General features: G+C 43.1%; 12 protein-coding genes and 1 pseudogene. 4 read left to right on the top strand and 9 right to left on the bottom strand.

Features of this window, described 5'->3' with window-relative positions:
* The first annotated feature begins 32 nt into the window (after positions 1 to 32).
* Entirely contained in the window at positions 33 to 866 is an 834-nt protein-coding gene (locus tag RDV52_RS09915) for a hypothetical protein (RefSeq protein ID WP_004365724.1), read from the top strand.
* 46 nt (positions 867 to 912) lie between these two features.
* On the opposite strand, the gene RDV52_RS09920 is transcribed toward RDV52_RS09915, so the two are convergent.
* From RDV52_RS09920 to RDV52_RS09945, 5 genes are all read right to left on the bottom strand, one after another.
* Positions 913 to 1,695, bottom strand: a complete 783-nt coding sequence (locus RDV52_RS09920; protein WP_004365722.1) for a YaaA family protein — start codon at positions 1,693 to 1,695, stop codon at positions 913 to 915.
* An 11-nt stretch (positions 1,696 to 1,706) separates the two neighbouring features.
* A complete protein-coding gene (locus RDV52_RS09925) occupies positions 1,707 to 2,207 on the bottom strand; it encodes a low molecular weight protein-tyrosine-phosphatase (RefSeq protein WP_004365720.1) in 501 nt (166 codons plus the stop codon).
* 110 nt (positions 2,208 to 2,317) lie between these two features.
* Positions 2,318 to 2,962 carry a hypothetical protein gene (locus tag RDV52_RS09930; RefSeq protein ID WP_004365719.1) on the bottom strand — a complete coding sequence of 215 codons (645 nt, stop codon included), beginning with the start codon at positions 2,960 to 2,962 and terminating at the stop codon, positions 2,318 to 2,320.
* Positions 2,963 to 3,171: 209 nt separating this feature from the next.
* Complete coding sequence (locus RDV52_RS09935) at positions 3,172 to 4,137, bottom strand: IS30 family transposase (RefSeq protein ID WP_004365717.1); 966 nt, start codon at positions 4,135 to 4,137, stop codon at positions 3,172 to 3,174.
* Between the two features lie 718 nt (positions 4,138 to 4,855).
* A complete protein-coding gene (locus RDV52_RS09945; RefSeq protein WP_172606444.1) occupies positions 4,856 to 5,113 on the bottom strand; it encodes a hypothetical protein in 258 nt (85 codons plus the stop codon).
* Positions 5,114 to 5,436: 323 nt separating this feature from the next.
* Here RDV52_RS09945 and RDV52_RS09950 point away from each other — a divergent pair, with 323 nt between their 5' ends.
* Positions 5,437 to 6,183: a nitroreductase family protein gene (locus RDV52_RS09950; protein ID WP_004365710.1), complete on the top strand. Its 747-nt coding sequence runs from the start codon at positions 5,437 to 5,439 to the stop codon at positions 6,181 to 6,183.
* A 569-nt stretch (positions 6,184 to 6,752) separates the two neighbouring features.
* Here the strand turns inward: RDV52_RS09950 and RDV52_RS09955 are convergent.
* The gene (locus RDV52_RS09955; RefSeq protein ID WP_004365709.1) at positions 6,753 to 8,270 is read right to left on the bottom strand and encodes a DUF4301 family protein; all 1,518 of its coding nucleotides are present in this window, start codon (positions 8,268 to 8,270) and stop codon (positions 6,753 to 6,755) included.
* 152 nt (positions 8,271 to 8,422) lie between these two features.
* Between RDV52_RS09955 and RDV52_RS09960 the strand changes: the two genes are divergently transcribed.
* Positions 8,423 to 10,621 (top strand): RelA/SpoT family protein, encoded by a 2,199-nt coding sequence (locus RDV52_RS09960; protein WP_004365708.1) that lies wholly within the window; start codon positions 8,423 to 8,425, stop codon positions 10,619 to 10,621.
* An 80-nt stretch (positions 10,622 to 10,701) separates the two neighbouring features.
* Positions 10,702 to 11,028: pseudogene (locus tag RDV52_RS11295) on the top strand (transposase); the annotation flags it as partial.
* 179 nt (positions 11,029 to 11,207) lie between these two features.
* On the opposite strand, the gene RDV52_RS09965 reads toward RDV52_RS11295, so the two are convergent.
* Genes RDV52_RS09965 through RDV52_RS09975 form a run of 3 tightly spaced genes read right to left on the bottom strand, consistent with a single transcriptional unit; the run spans position 11,208 to position 16,078 of the window.
* On the bottom strand, positions 11,208 to 11,843 hold the full coding sequence (locus tag RDV52_RS09965; RefSeq protein ID WP_004365702.1) for an AbgT family transporter: 636 nt from the start codon (positions 11,841 to 11,843) through the stop codon (positions 11,208 to 11,210).
* Positions 11,833 to 12,558, bottom strand: coding sequence for a DUF5932 domain-containing protein (locus RDV52_RS09970; RefSeq protein ID WP_004363070.1), 726 nt, complete (start codon positions 12,556 to 12,558; stop codon positions 11,833 to 11,835). The genes RDV52_RS09965 and RDV52_RS09970 overlap by 11 nt, the downstream gene beginning before the upstream one ends.
* Positions 12,545 to 16,078 carry a sensor histidine kinase gene (locus RDV52_RS09975; RefSeq protein WP_004365700.1) on the bottom strand — a complete coding sequence of 1,178 codons (3,534 nt, stop codon included), beginning with the start codon at positions 16,076 to 16,078 and terminating at the stop codon, positions 12,545 to 12,547. The genes RDV52_RS09970 and RDV52_RS09975 overlap by 14 nt, the downstream gene beginning before the upstream one ends.
* Positions 16,079 to 16,329 lie beyond the last annotated feature (251 nt).

Raw genomic sequence — 16,329 nt, forward strand, 5'->3', positions numbered from 1 at the left:
CAAAGCAAACTATAATAAAGCAGGAAAATAGAATGGACATCATACAGCGCAATTTCTTCAGGCTAATCCGTTCCGGAGCCTTCAACGACAAGTCGCAGATAGAAGTAATGTCGGCATTCAAATGGAGGAGACTGTACGAGATCGTGATGTTTCAGAACGTACTCGACTATTTCGTCCGGGGCGTGAACAACAACGCCAACGACAAGAACCTGAACTTGCCCGACAAGCTCGTCGAAGAAATACAAGCCAAATTAGACCTGCAGGAAGAAAGAAGGGCCGGTACACAAGCCGGAAAGGTTGTCGGCGAAGAAACGGAACTAAGCAACAGCCTGCTGAACAAAAGGTTTCATAAGATAATCTACAATGAGATGCACAGTATTGATACGTCTGTCGAAACATTAAGAATGTTGCAGCTCATAGTCTTCAATACGAATGCAATGCTGAATCGTGGCATAAACCTTGACGGCATTATACGGTTAGGTCAGTTCCTGAGAGGCAAAGGAGACAAGGTTGATTTCCTGAAACTGGAGAACTGGCTGTCATCGCTCCATCTGCAACGAATGGCACAACTGCAAGGAAGCATTCTTATAGCCGTATTCGGTTTCGGAAAGGACGAAATAGACTTCGTGAAGAAAGAAGAACCAGTTGCCTACAAACTGACCATTAAGATTATCTCTAACCTCGTCAAAGATACTGTCGGAGAATGGCACTTCAGGCAAAACGCTGCAGGGTTCGTACAAAACAACGGCAAGATGTTGCGCAGGAACTTGCGCAGAAGTTATAAATATATGAGATATGCACCGTTAGAGACAACCAGCAACTTTATCAATGGCTTTATTAAAGGCCTTTCGGAGATAGAAGAATAAGCACAGCAAGCTTCCAGGAACATAGACTCCCCTCGCCCGACAATACCTAAGATAGTAGCCAGAGCAACTCGGTAACTCCTTTAGGAAGATTATTTGATAATGATGATTCGGAAGAAAAAGTAAAACCTTCGTATTCAAAACCGATTAAACGCTTGGGATCTGTTATTTTGTTCTGAAGCACATATCGTGCCATGGCACCGCGACAGCTTTTTGCATAGACTGTTATGTTCTTCAGCCTGGTTCCATCAAAGACTTTAAAAAGTGGCTGAACAACAGTAACCTCGTTTAGAATTCTTTTCCAGTCGAATATATGCTGATATTCTTCTGTAGACAAATGCAACAAGACACCATCGTCTGCCTTGACCGAATCTATGAGAACATCGGTCAGCAGAGGTTTCCAGAAATCGAATATACTTCTTCCGCAGCTTGCTTCGGGCACAACCTTGCCCTCAAGTCTATAAGGGTGAATTAAGTTGTCAGGACGCAACATGCCATACAAGAAACTTAATATCCATAAATGTTTGTTGCCAAATTCTGCCTCGTCGTCTGTAAGCGTATGCGCCTTCAGGCATTTATAAGCTTGTCCATTATAGGCTAAGATTGCAGGTAACCTGTTCTCTTCATTAAAGAAATCGAGAAAATTAAGTTTGGCTACCTGTGCTAAGCTCATACTGCACTTTAGTTCCGATTTAAGTTCTTCAACAGAATGTTGTCCTAACTCAAGTGCAAGTTTCTCTGCTTCGTGTTGGAATAATGGATTTGTATATCCGTTTCGATTTATATTTGTGGCAACATTCATCAACTTAGCCGAGGAGAGTATAATTTGCATACGTATATTTTTTAGATTTCAACAAGCGAACACAACAAGCCCCGACAACCATCTTCTATCAAATCCAATGCAAATTCAAAATCTTTTGCATCTCCATAGTATGGATCAGGTACAGACGTTTCGCCTTTATGCCGAGAAAAGAAATCTTTCATCTTAACAACCTTGCTCCTTTGCCTGGCATTTTTTGCTTGGACACATATTTCAGAATAGTTATCATCGTCCATTACGATGATATAGTCAGACGCATCAAAATCTGTCACTTTATTAAATTGTCGTGCTATGTGGTTAATATTATAGCCGCGTTTTGCTCCATGTTCGCGCATTCTTCTATCTGGTAGGTCGCCAACATGCCAATTGCCAATTCCTGCAGAATCGATACTAAACTTATGCGACAGTTCCTTGCTTTCTACCAAACGGTGCATTACTGCGTCTGCTGCTGGCGAACGACAAATGTTTCCTAAACAAATAAACAGTAATTTATAATGGTTTGCTTTATTTGATGGCGTATTCATATTCTGATATCCTTATTTGTAATCTGTATTTTTATGTATGCTAAAGTTTTCTTTCAACTTAATTTATCATTTAGTTTAGGGCTGTATACAAAACTTCATACAAGTAGTCTCTATTTAGAGCCTTCTAAACTGCGCGAAACACTGAAGTTTTTCTTATCGAGTAGAGCTTCTATTGTATAGCAAACACCTGGAACAACATCTATAGTAATAGTTTTACTGTATAGTGTGTTATGGGCAAAGCTCTTTTTAAATATATTATATTCAAAGCATTCTAACTCTATTTTGTGTTTGCCTTTGGCTATTAAATAGCCTTTTGTCCATGAAAAGCAAACGCCACGACCATTTACAATGCCATCGATACTTCGAATTGATACACATTCAATATGTTGAGACTTAAATTTTTCTGGTAGTATTAACCTACCATATTTTGGATTCTTACGTACCCAACTATTTTTTGCAACTATAAACACTATACCAATGCTACTTAGCCATAAGAGGGGCATAATGTAACTTACTATGGAGAGGAGAGATATCGTATAGCCACAAAACGAAAGGGGGTGAAAAGAGTAATTAGAATTTAACAGCCAGTAGACGGTTGCAATAACTGCAAATGTTTCTAACAATATAGACACTATTGCCCAAATGGGAAGTGTTTTAAGGCTTGGAAGAGGGAGAGGTTTCAAGTATTTAGATATTGCATAATACATAAGCCAAAGCAGAATGAATGCAAATCCGTTTGCAACTATAGACTCCATATTGTTGTAAGTTATTTCATTAAAAAATAGTATTCCCTTGTAATTTAATAAAGCAGGTTATACGTTAATAACACCTATGCCGAATGTTCAACTTTACTTAATATTTCTATTCGGCACTGCAAATTTATAGTTTTAATTCTATACAGCTGTATCTTTCTCTACATTTTAACGTTAATATCTATATGTAGAGTCCAACAGCAAATGCAAAATTAGTGAAAAGTTTTGAAGAAACAATTTATTGGTGTATCGAAATTGAGTTTTTCCCTTGGTCTTCTGTTCAATTTCTTTTGAATATTCATGATACGTTTGTGGCTGAACTTATCAAAATTCGCTTTCTTTGGAATGTATTTTCTGATGAGTTTGTTTGCGTTTTCGACCGTTCCTTTCTGCCATGAAGCGTATGAATCTGCGAAATATACCACTACTCTGTCTTTCCCTTTGATGCTGAGTTTCTTTGATATTTCAAGGTGTGCTGCGAATTCACACCCGTTGTCTGTGGTGATGGTCTTCAATGATTCTCTGTATGGGAATAGCAGCCTGCACACGACCCGGGCCGTTGGCAAGACCTTGCGTCCCTGTTCGAGTTTCTCCATGAGTATGAAGTTTGTGGAACGTTCTGTGAGCGTTAGAATAGCATGTCCGTATGAATCCACTATGGTGTCCATTTCCCAATCTCCCAAACGCGTCCCGTCTGCCTCTGCGGGACGTTGATGTATGCTGACTCTGTCGGCAATATTGGTGGCTTTGGTGGGGCGTATGGCTTTGCATCTTCTTGTATATTTCAGTTCGTGTGGCATGTGTGGGCGCAATTTGCCGGTGCTGTCTGCATGGACATGATTGTAGATGGTCTGCTTGACGATGTGAATTCCTTCTTTCCGCAGCACACCGGCAATCTGTGAGGGAGACCAATCCTCTGTCAATATCATTTGCTCTATACGCCACCATAGTTCCGGCGGCTTTCGATGGTTGCCTTTAAGACCGTGACGCCGGCCATCACATTTGCGCTGGGCGTTCAGCCAGACATATTCTCCGGAAGCGTTACTGTTCCTACGTATTTCCCTGATCACCGTCGAGGGGTGAACATTTATTTCTCTTGCGATGCGACTTTTGCTCCAAAATCGCTTGATTCCAAGGTAAATTTCGTACCTTTGTTCTGAGGTTAAATGATTTGACATACAATACAAAGTTAGTTAATCTTAGGGAGACTTAGGTCTCCTTTCTTCTTTTTGTATTGCTGTCGGACGCTCCCGGGGACTTTGCGCCCCCGCCGCTGTGGCGACTCCCGCAGTGTTTTTCATGGATTTAAGGCTGCGCCTGAACAAAAAACGTTGCGTTTCTAAATGGAATCTTCAGAGTTTTTCAAATCTTGTTCCTGGCAAACTCATCAATTCAACACTTAGTTGTCGCAGCGTAAACAATACTGCTTATCAATATAAGACTATCTTCTCCTATTTGTTACCTTGCCATCTATACGATGCGAATTTGCCCGGAAGACTTGAGTTCTCTGAATGAAAGAATCAACAGGCACCACATACGGTATTTTTATGGAGCTACAGCAAGGATGCTTATGATGTTTATAGCATGGGGCGAAAGATAGTTGCGCATTCTCCAGCACTTTCAAAGTGCTCGAAGACGGCTATGTCGAGGACTCGTTCGACACGTATTACAGAGGCAATAACGTGAAATAACAAGTAGGTGCATACAGTAAGAACGCTGGCTGATTTCGGTTAGTGTGCACTAAAATCCCTCCATTCTGCTTGTCTGAATTCGACTGTAGGTTGTATTTTTTGAATATCAACGGAAAAGTACAATCTTTTTTCGGTTTAAATAACTCTATAAAAAGAAAATATTGCTACCTTTGCGAACGATGATAATAAACAAACAACAAACAGATTAAAGGATAACGACAATGGAACAGAAAGTAATCATTTTCACCAGAACAAGCAGTGGTATAGGATATGAAACAGCCGACGGAAGGAACGATGGCTGGTAGACAACGCTGGTTATGGCTCTTATGGAGCGGTCGAAGACGTAAGCATGGAAGAGGCGTGCTATCTCATAGGAATGGGTGCAAAACCGCTCGTTTTCATGCATAGCATTCTTCCGACACGATGGTTCGACCGGATTATGATGCACGCAAGCTAACCGCATACAGGCGAGTTGCCAAATTAGGAACACAATAATTATTTCCCTACTACTGTTTTACATTGCAATAACAGCTGTTTTGTGATGCAAAACCTACGCTATTAGAAGGCAAAAGAGCCGCTTTTGGAATGCAGAACAATAGGTCTTGCAATGCACTGACAACAAGTAGATTACACGACAACTGTATTTGTGGGAAATATTTACAGTCCATCGTGTTCTTCTCTTTCAACAAATAAAGTTGCTGTGTCTGTGTTTCGGCAGTCTCGGTATTTCGGTCGGGCAACAGAAAACAGCTCTAAACGACAACCCATTAATTTGAAACTGACAGTATGAATATTCAAGATTATCTTTACGAAGCGATGTTTCACAGAAAGAGCATCAGGAAGTTTAAAGACGAAATGCTCGATAACAATGTTGTACGGAGCGTAGAAGAAAGAATAAAACAACTACGCCCACTCTTTCCGGAAGAACAGATAGTCTTCCGTATACTTTCCGACGACCAGATTAAAGGGCAGGTTAAAGGCTCAACACATCATATAGCCGTCTATGCAAAACAAGGTCTGAAGTCTTATGTCAATGCAGGGTTTATGATGCAGCAGATGGATTTATGGCTTTCGGCAAATGGTATGGGAAGTTGGTGGCATGTCAGTTCGAAACCCTCAAAGCAGTGGGGTGCTGTTGAGGGACTGCCTTTTGTGTTCCTCATAACATTTGGTATTGCGGACGAAACGTTATACAGAGAGCCTTCCGATTTTAAGCGTAAGCCCGTGTCGGAACTCACGAACTGTGCAGAAATACATAAGTTTGTAGAACCCGTAAGGTTTGCACCATCTGCTTTCAACCAACAACCTTGGTTCTTTACCTGCTGCGATGGCAAGATACTGATGTACTGCAAGAAGGCGAACTCCCTGCTTTCTTTGTTCTTTGGCAATATGTCTCGCCTGAACGCAGGCATAGGACTCTGCCATCTTTGGCTGGCTATTGAACATGAGGGCAAGTGCTTCCATGTGGAATGTGAAGGCAATGCGCCCTATCTTGGAAAGAAAATGGAATACATTTGCAGTATCAAAGACTAACCATAAGGCAGTCTTGGCTGACTTTAATAAAAATCATCTTTCAAAACGGAGCAATTCCTTTGTAAAGCCTGACCATCTATGTTGCTGATATGTGGACGGATGACAGGGGTGGAAATCATTCCATTCCTTCACGTGAGTTCGATGAAATAAAGACGATATGGATTCAGCAATATTCTTCTTCTGAATAAGTACTAAAATCGTAACTCCGTTACGCCAATTGTCGCAACGGGGTTACGACAGTTGTAGTAACGGAGTTACGGCAGATGTCGTTACGAAACAGATAGACACAGCTGCTCTCCAACACCGTGAATAGCGGTATTCTGATGATTGAAGAACGATGAACTCGTGCATGGGCAATTCGCCAAACTCACGTATTTACTTCTGCATTGTAATTTCTTCGTTGTTAGAGACGTGGTAAATCATGCTCCTATCCTTTTTCCACTGCCCGTTTTGCTTGTAGATGGGACTTTATAAACACAAATACGGTACTGCCCATTGTAAGGCAATCCCGCGAATATTGCTGTGCTTTGAAAAATCGTTTGTTCTGCAATGAAGCTTGAAATAACCACTTACTGGTGCTGCTCGCGCAACAAGTCGTTTACGGTCTTTACAGGATTGAAAGTAATTGCTGGCACTTCTACAAAAACGGTGTTCCAGTTGCTCATTGCTCCGTTCCAAAGACCGGGGAGTTCCAATGCCTTCAGCTCTTTTCCGTTCTTCGACTTGCTGCTGATGAAACCTGTGGCAGGGTCTACGAACTGTGGCAAATCGAACGGTTTTCCTGCATAGTCTTTCGTGGCGCAAACCAAGTCTACGGGGTTGAAGTGGGTTCCCTCCTTGAACATTCTCACCGATTCGGCGTCGTTGCTGTCTATCTGCGAACTTTCAAGTATCTGCAAACTGACGGTGTTATCGGCATTATAGGCATAGAACGGACCGCCACCGGGTTCGCCACTGTTCCGTACCATTCCGCAAACACGCATAGGACGGTTGAACTTTTCGAGCAGGTAGGCTGCCAATTCATCGTTGTTCAGCTGGTCGATGTCCTTGCGGCGACAGTGCAAATCGTTCTCCAAGAAGTTCTTCATACACTGCAGGTCGGCTGGCGTATGGTCGGCAGCCTTAAGCTTTCTGACGTATTCGAAAGTTTTTTCCTGCAACGTTACCAATACGCCTGCTATTACCTTCTTCCACGTTACGGTTTCAGGTTTCAGTCGGTCGGGCGTTACGTTGTCGATATTCTTAATGAATATCACGTCGGCATCTATGTCGTTAAGATTCTGAATGAGCGCGCCGTGCCCACCGGGGCGGAACAAAAGCGAGCCGTCGTCGTTGCGGAAAGGCGTGTTGTCGGGGTTTGCTGCTACGGTATCGGTGCTTGGCTTCTGCTCAGAGAAAGTAATGTAGAAGCGTGTATGGTACTTTTCCTCGTACATAGGTTGCTTTTGGACAGCCTTTTCCTTGAAAAGTTCGAGATGTTCGTGCGATACCGTGAAGTGAACGTGCGCCTCTGTACCGCACGCTGCGTATTGGGCAGCCTCAACAAGGTGTTCTTCCATTGCCGTGCGTTCGCCTTCGGCATACTTGTGGAATAGCAGTAGACCCTTCGGCAACTGCCCGTAGTTAAGTCCGTCGGTGTGCAAGAGTGTTGCTACAATGGCTTTATGGTTGCCTGCTTCCATGAGTTGCGCAATGTCTTTTCCGTGTGTAGTCCTGCACTTTTCGTTCAGTTTGTTGTAGAAAGCGAAATGTTTCAGATTGTCGAAAAAGAATTTTTCAAAGTCGGTTGTAGGCACTTCGTACGCTGCTTCAAGGAATGCGAAAAGGTTTTTGAACATTCTGCTGGCTGCCCCAGAGGCAGGAACAAACTTCACCACCTTGTGTTTTTCGGCTTTGTAGCTGTCCCAAGCTGTTGTAAATTGCTTTACTTCGTTTTCCTTTAAACGCACAACGCCATTGCCAACCGTGGCTGCGCTCTCTATTTTAAGGAAAGGAAAACCGTTTTTAAAGTCGGCAAGTTGCTTTTCAAAGTCGGAAACCGCAATGCCTTTTGAGTTCAATAATAGTTCGTCTTGCTTTGTTAACATAACAGTATAAGTTTTTATGTACTAAGATGCAGCAACGGAACAGGGGTGCCGCAATTGTTGTCTCTTTCGCAAATTTACTTACTTTTTCTTAATTTAGAGAACAATCAGCCGTTTTTTTGTACCTTTGTATTGTATTATTAAAGGCATCTAATATGATTTTTACAGACGACGAGCTAAAAAGTTTTCATGCTCTTACCGAGGAATTGAACGAAGAGTTGGCAGACTACGTAACAGAACAAGACAAGGAAAAGCTGGCCTCCTACATTAAATTAATGGAAGAAAAGGGAGCTATGGGACGCAATGTCTTCGGTCTGAGCGAACTGCTTTGTGCTATGCAGACATCGCTGATAGCCGTTCGCAACATCGGACTGAAACGTGACTCAGTATTTGCTGTTGTGCTGTATACAGGTTATGAAAGTGGCGCACTGGATATAAAGCAAATAGAAACCGATTTCGGCAAGAGTGTCGCACAGATTATTCAAGGATTGGCACGCATTCAGAACCTGTATAAGAAGAATCCTATCATCGAGAGTGAGAATTTCCGCAATCTCTTGCTTTCGTTTGCAGAAGACATGCGCGTCATACTGTTGATGATTGCCGACCGCGTGAATCTGATGCGACAAATACGCGACACCACCAACAAAGAGGCACAACGACAGGTCGCAGAGGAAGCAAGCTATCTATATGCACCGCTCGCTCACAAGTTAGGTCTCTATCAACTGAAGAGCGAACTCGAAGATTTGTCGCTGAAATACTTGGAGCACGATGCCTATTACCACATAAAAGAGAAGCTGAACGAAACGAAAAAGGCACGCGATGCCTACATAAAGGAGTTCATAGAACCTGTCAGCAAGGAGCTTCAGAATGCAGGATTGCGCTTTCATATAAAGGGCAGAACGAAGTCGATACACTCCATCTGGCAGAAAATGAAGAAGCAGAAGTGTGCGTTTGAGGGCATATACGACCTGTTTGCCATAAGAATCATCTTGGATTCACCAGCTCAAAAGGAGAAAATGCAATGCTGGCAAGCCTACTCTATCGTAACAGATATGTATCAACCCAATCCGAAACGCCTGCGCGATTGGATATCCGTGCCCAAATCGAACGGCTACGAGTGTCTGCACATTACGGTTTTGGGACCTAATAGCAAATGGGTGGAGGTGCAAATACGCACCGAACGTATGGACGAAGTTGCCGAACACGGCTTGGCAGCGCACTGGCGATACAAGGGAATACAGGCAGAAGAAGGAATGGACACGTGGTTGGCGTCTATCAGAACGGCATTGGAGGCAGGCGACAACTTAGAAGTGATGACGCAGTTCAAGCGCGACCTGTACGACAAAGAGATTTACGTGTTCACGCCGAAAGGCGATTTGCTGAAGTTTCCTAAAGGTGCTACCTTGTTAGACTTTGCCTATCACATTCATTCAAAGATTGGAAACCAATGCGTTGGTGGAAAGATAAATGGCAAGAATGCCTCTATAAGAACCGAACTGCACAGTGGCGACACCGTGGAAGTAACGACGTCAGCCACGCAAAAGCCGAAACAAGAATGGCTGAACATAGCAAAATCAGCTCGTGCGAAGTCGAAAATACGCCTTGCACTGAAGGAAACGCAGGTGAAAGAGGGCGTGTATGCAAAGGAAATGCTCGAAAGAAGGTTCAAGAACAAGAAGATTGAAATAGAGGAACAAACGCTTTTCCACCTTATAAAGCATCTTGGATTCAAGGAAATTACGGAGTTCTACAAGCAGATAGCCGACGAAAAGCTCGATGTAAACAACGTGATAGAAACGTATCAACAGCTCTACAATCAGACACACAACCAGAATACGCAGAAGGAAACTGAAAGTGCGGAGAAGTTCGAGCTTGCCAATGAAACGGCAGAACTGCTGAAGAGCAACGAAGACGTGCTCGTAATAGACCAGAATTTAAAGGGCATCGACTTCTCGCTGTCGAAGTGTTGCAACCCTATTTATGGCGACCCCATCTTCGGATTCGTTACCGTGAACGGCGGAATAAAGATACACCGAGAGGACTGTCCCAACGCTCCCGAACTGCGCAAACGCTTCGGCTACCGTGTAGTGAAAGCCAAATGGAGCGGCAAAGGCGGGGCAAATTACAGCATAACGCTGCGCATTATAGGGCACGATGATATTGGAATAGTGAACAACATTACCAATGTGCTGTCGAAAGAAGAGAAGGTTGTGATGCGTTCCATCAACATTGACTCGCACGACGGCCTGTTTTCGGGAAACCTCGTTGTGCTGATTGAAGACACATCGAAGCTGAACGCGCTCATAAAGAAGCTGAAAAATATAAAGGGAGTAAAACAAATTATAAGGTTATAAGCTGCAAATTCTTTCTCTCAGTTGCTTTAATTATTGGATAGGAAACGGTGTCCTCAATATGAGACAATGGGAATGCTGGTCTGGTCATGAATTCTCTGATGGCTCATAAACATGATTTATTTATTAAAGCGAATGCCACAAGCAATGTAATGGCTTTCGTTCCCGTCGTTGGCACAGTCATGGTTTTGAGTTTTCTCTTCGTGTTCCACGCAGTCGCAGTAGTAATTTCTATTCTGTTCTTTTAGGCTTGATCCGTAGTGAAAGCAAAGAACGTGTAAGATTATTTAATCTTCTTTACACCAAAGTCTTACCCAGGGCAGATAGGTGAAATATCTGGAGCTATCTATGGGCGCAATTATAGTAAACAGCAGGTGTCTTACTTGAACAATAGTTGCCGTGAAGACGTTGGACAATAGCTCGTTATTCAGCATTATATCGATGGAAGCCACTTTTGTAGCCAGATAGGAAAAGAAATCAGACAAGTCTGCACTTTCCCTTAGTATGTGCAGGCAACAATGGCAGACGAATGCTATCAGGGAACTTTCGCTGTGAAAGAAGAAGTAAATATGCGGGGTAGTTCGGTTCGTTACATCACAGAAGTTCTTAGATTGAACACGTAAACTATTATGTAGAACAGTTGAACAAGGAGGATATACATTGGAAATAGTTTGCTGCAAAACATCAGACCGCTCGAAATAGAGTTGTATATCTCCGAGAGCGTCTTTAATTTTCCACATGCTATACCATACGACAGAGAGGAAACAACGACAATGAGCGATAAAGCCGGAACAAGACTTGAAGAAAAGCTGCTTGGAAACAAACTGCCTGTAACGCTTAGCAAGGGTGCTTCCGGCAACATGGTAAACACAATGCTTAGGGCTATGAAACACAAGAAACCGAACAGGACCAGCCTTATGCCTACCCGTTCTCTATAGCGGAGTTCTGAAAAGCTACAGTGTCGGCGCAGCAATTTACACAATATGTTGTGAAGTCCACTCGTCTTATACACGCCCCAATCGATAGAAAGAAGCATCAGCCATACAAGCATATTATTCTTCAGGTTGTTGGTAAACTGTCCGGCAAACCACCGAAGACCTCTGCCGCTCAATAAAGAATTGATATTGACCTCGGGGAAAGCTGCAGTTATTAGCCATGAACTGAACACAATTAATAACTGCAGCACTATCAAGCCTAATGCTATAGTCCCGTATTTATTCTTCATCTGAATGCAGATTGTCTATGTCTATGATTCGTAACTCTAAGGCACGCACTACCAATCGGGTTGCATTTATGCTCATTCCCTTACGCTCGCTGCCAAACAACTTCTGTACAAGTTCGTTCTGCCGCTTCTCCAGACTCTTTACCCCGAAAGGCATACCGCGCAAGTTCGTAATCTGTTCTTTCGTATAACCTAATGCCAAATGCCGTAGAAAGCGTTCATCGTATTCGTCTATTTCGTAGTCTATCAGGGCTTCCTGGTGCATCAGTTCGTTGTTAATGCTGTTCTTGAATCTCTCTACTATCTTTTGCAGTATGGGCTGATTGAAGACCAGACGCTTTCCGCTCATTACGCTCGATACGTCGCCACGCGTAAGCAGTTCTCCGCTCTTCAGGCAAATACCATCGGCACCTGCGTCCAAAACGTCTACCCAAAGTTTCTCGTTCAACAGCTCGCCCGTAAATATCAGTACTTTTAGGTTCGGGTACAGCTCTTTCGTCTGTCTGCAAATTTCGACACCAATGGTCGTTGAACCTCCCAGTCCTAAATCTAACAACACTAAGTCCGGCAATTCTGCCTTCATCAGTTTCCAGTAGGCAATTTCGTTTTCGGCAGTGCCTATTATGTGTGCTTCTGGTATTTCGTTACGAAAGATACCTTCTGTGCCCTTTAGCTCTAAAGGTACGTCTTCAACAATAATTACTTTAAAATTCTCCATATTCTTTATTGTTCTTTTTTGCTTGCGATAATGTTATACTAAGTGTGGTGCCTCGTTCCGTATTATGAGCTATAATGCCACAACGATGCCGGTTGAAGCATTCGCCATTCTCGCGCACTATTTGTTTGCAAACCATATATGGCACGTGCTTTATGTCGGGTGCAAACAGGTTGACGCAAGCCTCGTCGGATAGTTGCAACTGCGACATGTACAAATGGAATACTATATATTTGGGCGATAAGTCGTCGATGTCTACTTTTATACTCTCTCCTCCGTCTTGCTTCTGCAGCAATTCGAATAAATATTTCAACAAGTCTACATCGCCTAAGACCACGAGCTTTCCCTTTTCGGGCGACAAGAGTTGCATATTCTTGGCAAGCAGCGTGCTCGCTTCTATTCTGCCATACATAGGTTTCAGCATAGAAGCCTGCTGTATGGCTTGCTTGCTTAGCGTAGAATAAAGTTCCTTATAGTATGCCGACAACTCGTCAATGGTATCTAACTCGGCATCTCTTTTAGAAAGAAGCTGACCAATCTTTGAAGGATAATACATGGTTTCGTGCTTCAGTGTGGAGAGACAGTTGTCTAAGATGTTGTTGCTTACGTGCAGTCTGTTGCTTTCGAGTTCCATTCTGTGCAGCTCGTCTTTCGCCAGCTCTATATTGGTGGAGCTTTCATTATAGCTGATAACAGACTTTTCCAACGCATCGTTAACTTTCTTTGTAATTTCTTTCAGGCTCTCGGGGAACTTATTTGTTGCTATGGTTCTTATCATCTGTTGCTTTTCGGCAAGCGTATTGTTGCTTAGAAGTATTGCGTTTATCTGTCGGATACTCTCAACATACGACTGGTATCGGAACCGTTGCCGATAGTACATAAAGTAATACAAAGGGAAAATGGAGAGCAGAAGCAGTATCAGCAGAACAATGGCTACATTCTTGTTCGATTCTGACCGCTGCATCATTCGGCAATATGCGCTTAGGTTCTTGTCGGCTGAATTCTCTTTAAACAATAAGGTATAAACGTTGTTGTTGTATTTGTACAGGTCCCAGTCATGCAAAGCCAATGCCGCAACGGCGCTCTCGTTGCGGATGTCAAGTATAATGCTGAAATTCATTGGTAAGTTTTCGTGCAGCCAATACACCTCGGCAGGTATTATGTTGTCATCGGCAATACGTTTCATCAGGTGTCTGCCATTGGGCTGCAGTTTCAGATAATACTTATTCAGGTAATACCGGCAAGTATCAGAGAAATCTAAAGTGCGCTTATAAGTTCCTTTTATATTGCTGAAATAGGCAGAGTCTGCATAACGGTTTGCCATGTCGAGTTCGTGTAGAAATGTATTGTGTACGTTCGGTTGCGCATTCGCATAGGTCTTGAAGTCGCTGCCATACGATGAAAGCGAGGTTGTAAACAGGAAGATTGAAAGCAAGATACGGACAACTCCTTTAGGAAGACGGAAATAGAACCTGCTACCTTTTCCCGGTTCGCTGTCAACGCCTATCATGCAAACTGAAAAGAGCCTGCTTACCTTCTTGTATTTATTGATAATTCCATTGCAGTTCATAAGACCGAATCCATGCGACCTCTCGTTTTTGTTGTCTACAATAGTCTTTCTATCGAAGATATGGCTCGCTGTCTCGGCATTGATGCCTATTCCTGTATCTTTCACAGATATCTCTACAAAATCGGGGCTCTCGCAGGCAGATATAGATACGGTGCCATTTGGAGGTGTGAACTTTCGGGCATTCTCCGCCAGTGTGTTTAGCATGAACAAGGTAAGCACCTTGTCGGCTTTCACGGTAGACTGTGTTCTCTCGATATTTAATGTTATGCCTTTCAGCTGGAAACCCATCTTGGACTTTGCTACGATATCGAATACCTGCTGCAACGGAAAGCTCTCGATGTGCAGGGAGAGTTCTCCTTGTTGCAGCTGAATCCATTGCGTCAGCACATTGTTATAATTGTTTATGTCGTCGGTAAGCTCTGCTATATAGGCATAACGCTCATTGCGCAACACATCGGTTTCTTTATTCTTTTTCAATAGGCTAACTTCATGAACCATTCTGTCTATTAAAGGATTTAGCGTATTTACAAGAAACAGCTTAGCACGTCTTTCTATGTTTCGCTTCTTGTCCTTCACCACATTGGCATATGCTATGTCGCAGACTTCCTGTACTTCCTGATACTCTTCGTTTAGCTTCTCAAGTTCTTTCTTGTTCCTGGCTTGCCATTCTTCTAAAGGTGAAAGAAGGTCTTTCAACGAATTTCCATCTGCTTTTCTTTTCTTTAAATAGTGGAATAGCAGAAGCAAGCCGACAACAAGGACTATCATCAGTAGTACTGCAGCTATCATGAGGTTCAACTGGTGCGAGCTCTTCTCAAGTATTCCGGCACGCGATTCCAAATACCTGTCTTGTCGTGTCTGTTCCTGCAGGTCGAGATAGATGTTTCGGTTAAAGTCGCTTCCTTGTTTATCATTGACTGCTGCATAGACTACACTTAATTGCTCACGGATAGAAGCTATCAGGTCGGGTGCCTGATTAATGGCCCTGTTCCTTTCCAGTGCATCTTGCAGGCAGACGATAGCTGACTGATAATCTTTTATCTGCCAATAGCACGATGCCAACGTGCGGAAAGCACTTGCTATCTGGTAGACATCTCCATACCTGATGAACAAATCGGTTGCCCGTTCGGCCAAGTTCCCGGCCAGCAAGCTGTCGGGTACGTTGTCTGTATTTATAAATCGTATGGACGAATAGTTGTCTTCTATCAGTTCATCGCGCTCCGCAGACAGCAGATGCTCGCTTAAGCCTTGCAACGAGTTTGCCTGCCAATACACATTGCCCGTCTGTTGTGCCGTTATGAAGCAGCGCATCAAGTAATCGAATTCCTGCTGTACAACCTCCTTCTGCGTTCCATTGCTCAGGACACCTCCCGCTCCAATATTATAAAGATATTTAAGATATTGCGCAGTATCTTCGCGGGCTATCTGTTCTTCGTTTACGGATTCCATGGCTTGTGCCGACAGATTGCGCAGACCTACATAATAATAATAGGTGGAAGAGACGATGCTGAATTCGGAGTTGGCATAAACCATGCGCTTGCGCAGATGTTCCGTCAGCAAGTCTTCTTCTTCGGCAATGCGCCTTTGCCGCCTAAGAGCCTTCTCCCTGTAATCGTAGAAATCTTTGTTCTTCGACTCCCGTTGGCACAGGCGCATCAATTGTACGTCGGCAACCAGAAGTTCCACCTGGTTGTCCGTAATGGAAAGAACACTGTCGAGCTTCTCGTAAGCCTTCTTGTAATCCATTCTCACAATGTCGACAAACGCCAGGTTGTTCAATGCTTCTGCCTTTCCTGCATCATAACCTTTCGACAGGTGCAATGCCCTGACTGCATAGACGTATGCCGAATCAATATTGCGATAATGAAAAGAATAGGAAAGACCGTTCAGCCTGTCCACTTTCTCTTTGTCTGTTCGTGAACAAGCTGAAAAAAAGGAACACAGAACAAACATGGAAATATGTATGAAGCATGTTCCGAATCGATTTCCTATTACTCGCAAGATGGTTCCCGTATTTAATTTGATACAAAAATACAAAAGAAAACTGAATAAAGCACGAAAACATATTTATTTTTATAAGCTGGTTCTAAAAACCACCTTGCCGGATTTTGCATTTTCAATAGTACCCCTCGTGTTTATTGATGGCTGCGAAGGCAGTGAAAATAGTTTACATATTCAAGACGAATATAATCTTTTTTCAGGAA

The organism is Prevotella nigrescens, assembly GCF_031191185.1.
GTDB lineage: Bacteria > Bacteroidota > Bacteroidia > Bacteroidales > Bacteroidaceae > Prevotella > Prevotella nigrescens.

Coding starts and splice junctions, on each gene's coding strand:
- RDV52_RS09920 (WP_004365722.1), bottom strand. CDS start 1,695: ATGCAAATTATACTCTCCTCGGCTAAGTTGATGAATGTTGCCACAAAT.
- RDV52_RS09930 (WP_004365719.1), bottom strand. CDS start 2,962: ATGGAGTCTATAGTTGCAAACGGATTTGCATTCATTCTGCTTTGGCTT.
- RDV52_RS09945 (WP_172606444.1), bottom strand. CDS start 5,113: ATGCGGTTAGCTTGCGTGCATCATAATCCGGTCGAACCATCGTGTCGG.
- RDV52_RS09970 (WP_004363070.1), bottom strand. CDS start 12,558: ATGGAGAATTTTAAAGTAATTATTGTTGAAGACGTACCTTTAGAGCTA.
- RDV52_RS09955 (WP_004365709.1), bottom strand. CDS start 8,270: ATGTTAACAAAGCAAGACGAACTATTATTGAACTCAAAAGGCATTGCG.
- RDV52_RS09975 (WP_004365700.1), bottom strand. CDS start 16,078: ATGTTTGTTCTGTGTTCCTTTTTTTCAGCTTGTTCACGAACAGACAAA.
- RDV52_RS09960 (WP_004365708.1), top strand. CDS start 8,423: ATGATTTTTACAGACGACGAGCTAAAAAGTTTTCATGCTCTTACCGAG.
- RDV52_RS09950 (WP_004365710.1), top strand. CDS start 5,437: ATGAATATTCAAGATTATCTTTACGAAGCGATGTTTCACAGAAAGAGC.
- RDV52_RS09935 (WP_004365717.1), bottom strand. CDS start 4,137: ATGTCAAATCATTTAACCTCAGAACAAAGGTACGAAATTTACCTTGGA.
- RDV52_RS09925 (WP_004365720.1), bottom strand. CDS start 2,207: ATGAATACGCCATCAAATAAAGCAAACCATTATAAATTACTGTTTATT.
- RDV52_RS09965 (WP_004365702.1), bottom strand. CDS start 11,843: ATGAAGAATAAATACGGGACTATAGCATTAGGCTTGATAGTGCTGCAG.
- RDV52_RS09915 (WP_004365724.1), top strand. CDS start 33: ATGGACATCATACAGCGCAATTTCTTCAGGCTAATCCGTTCCGGAGCC.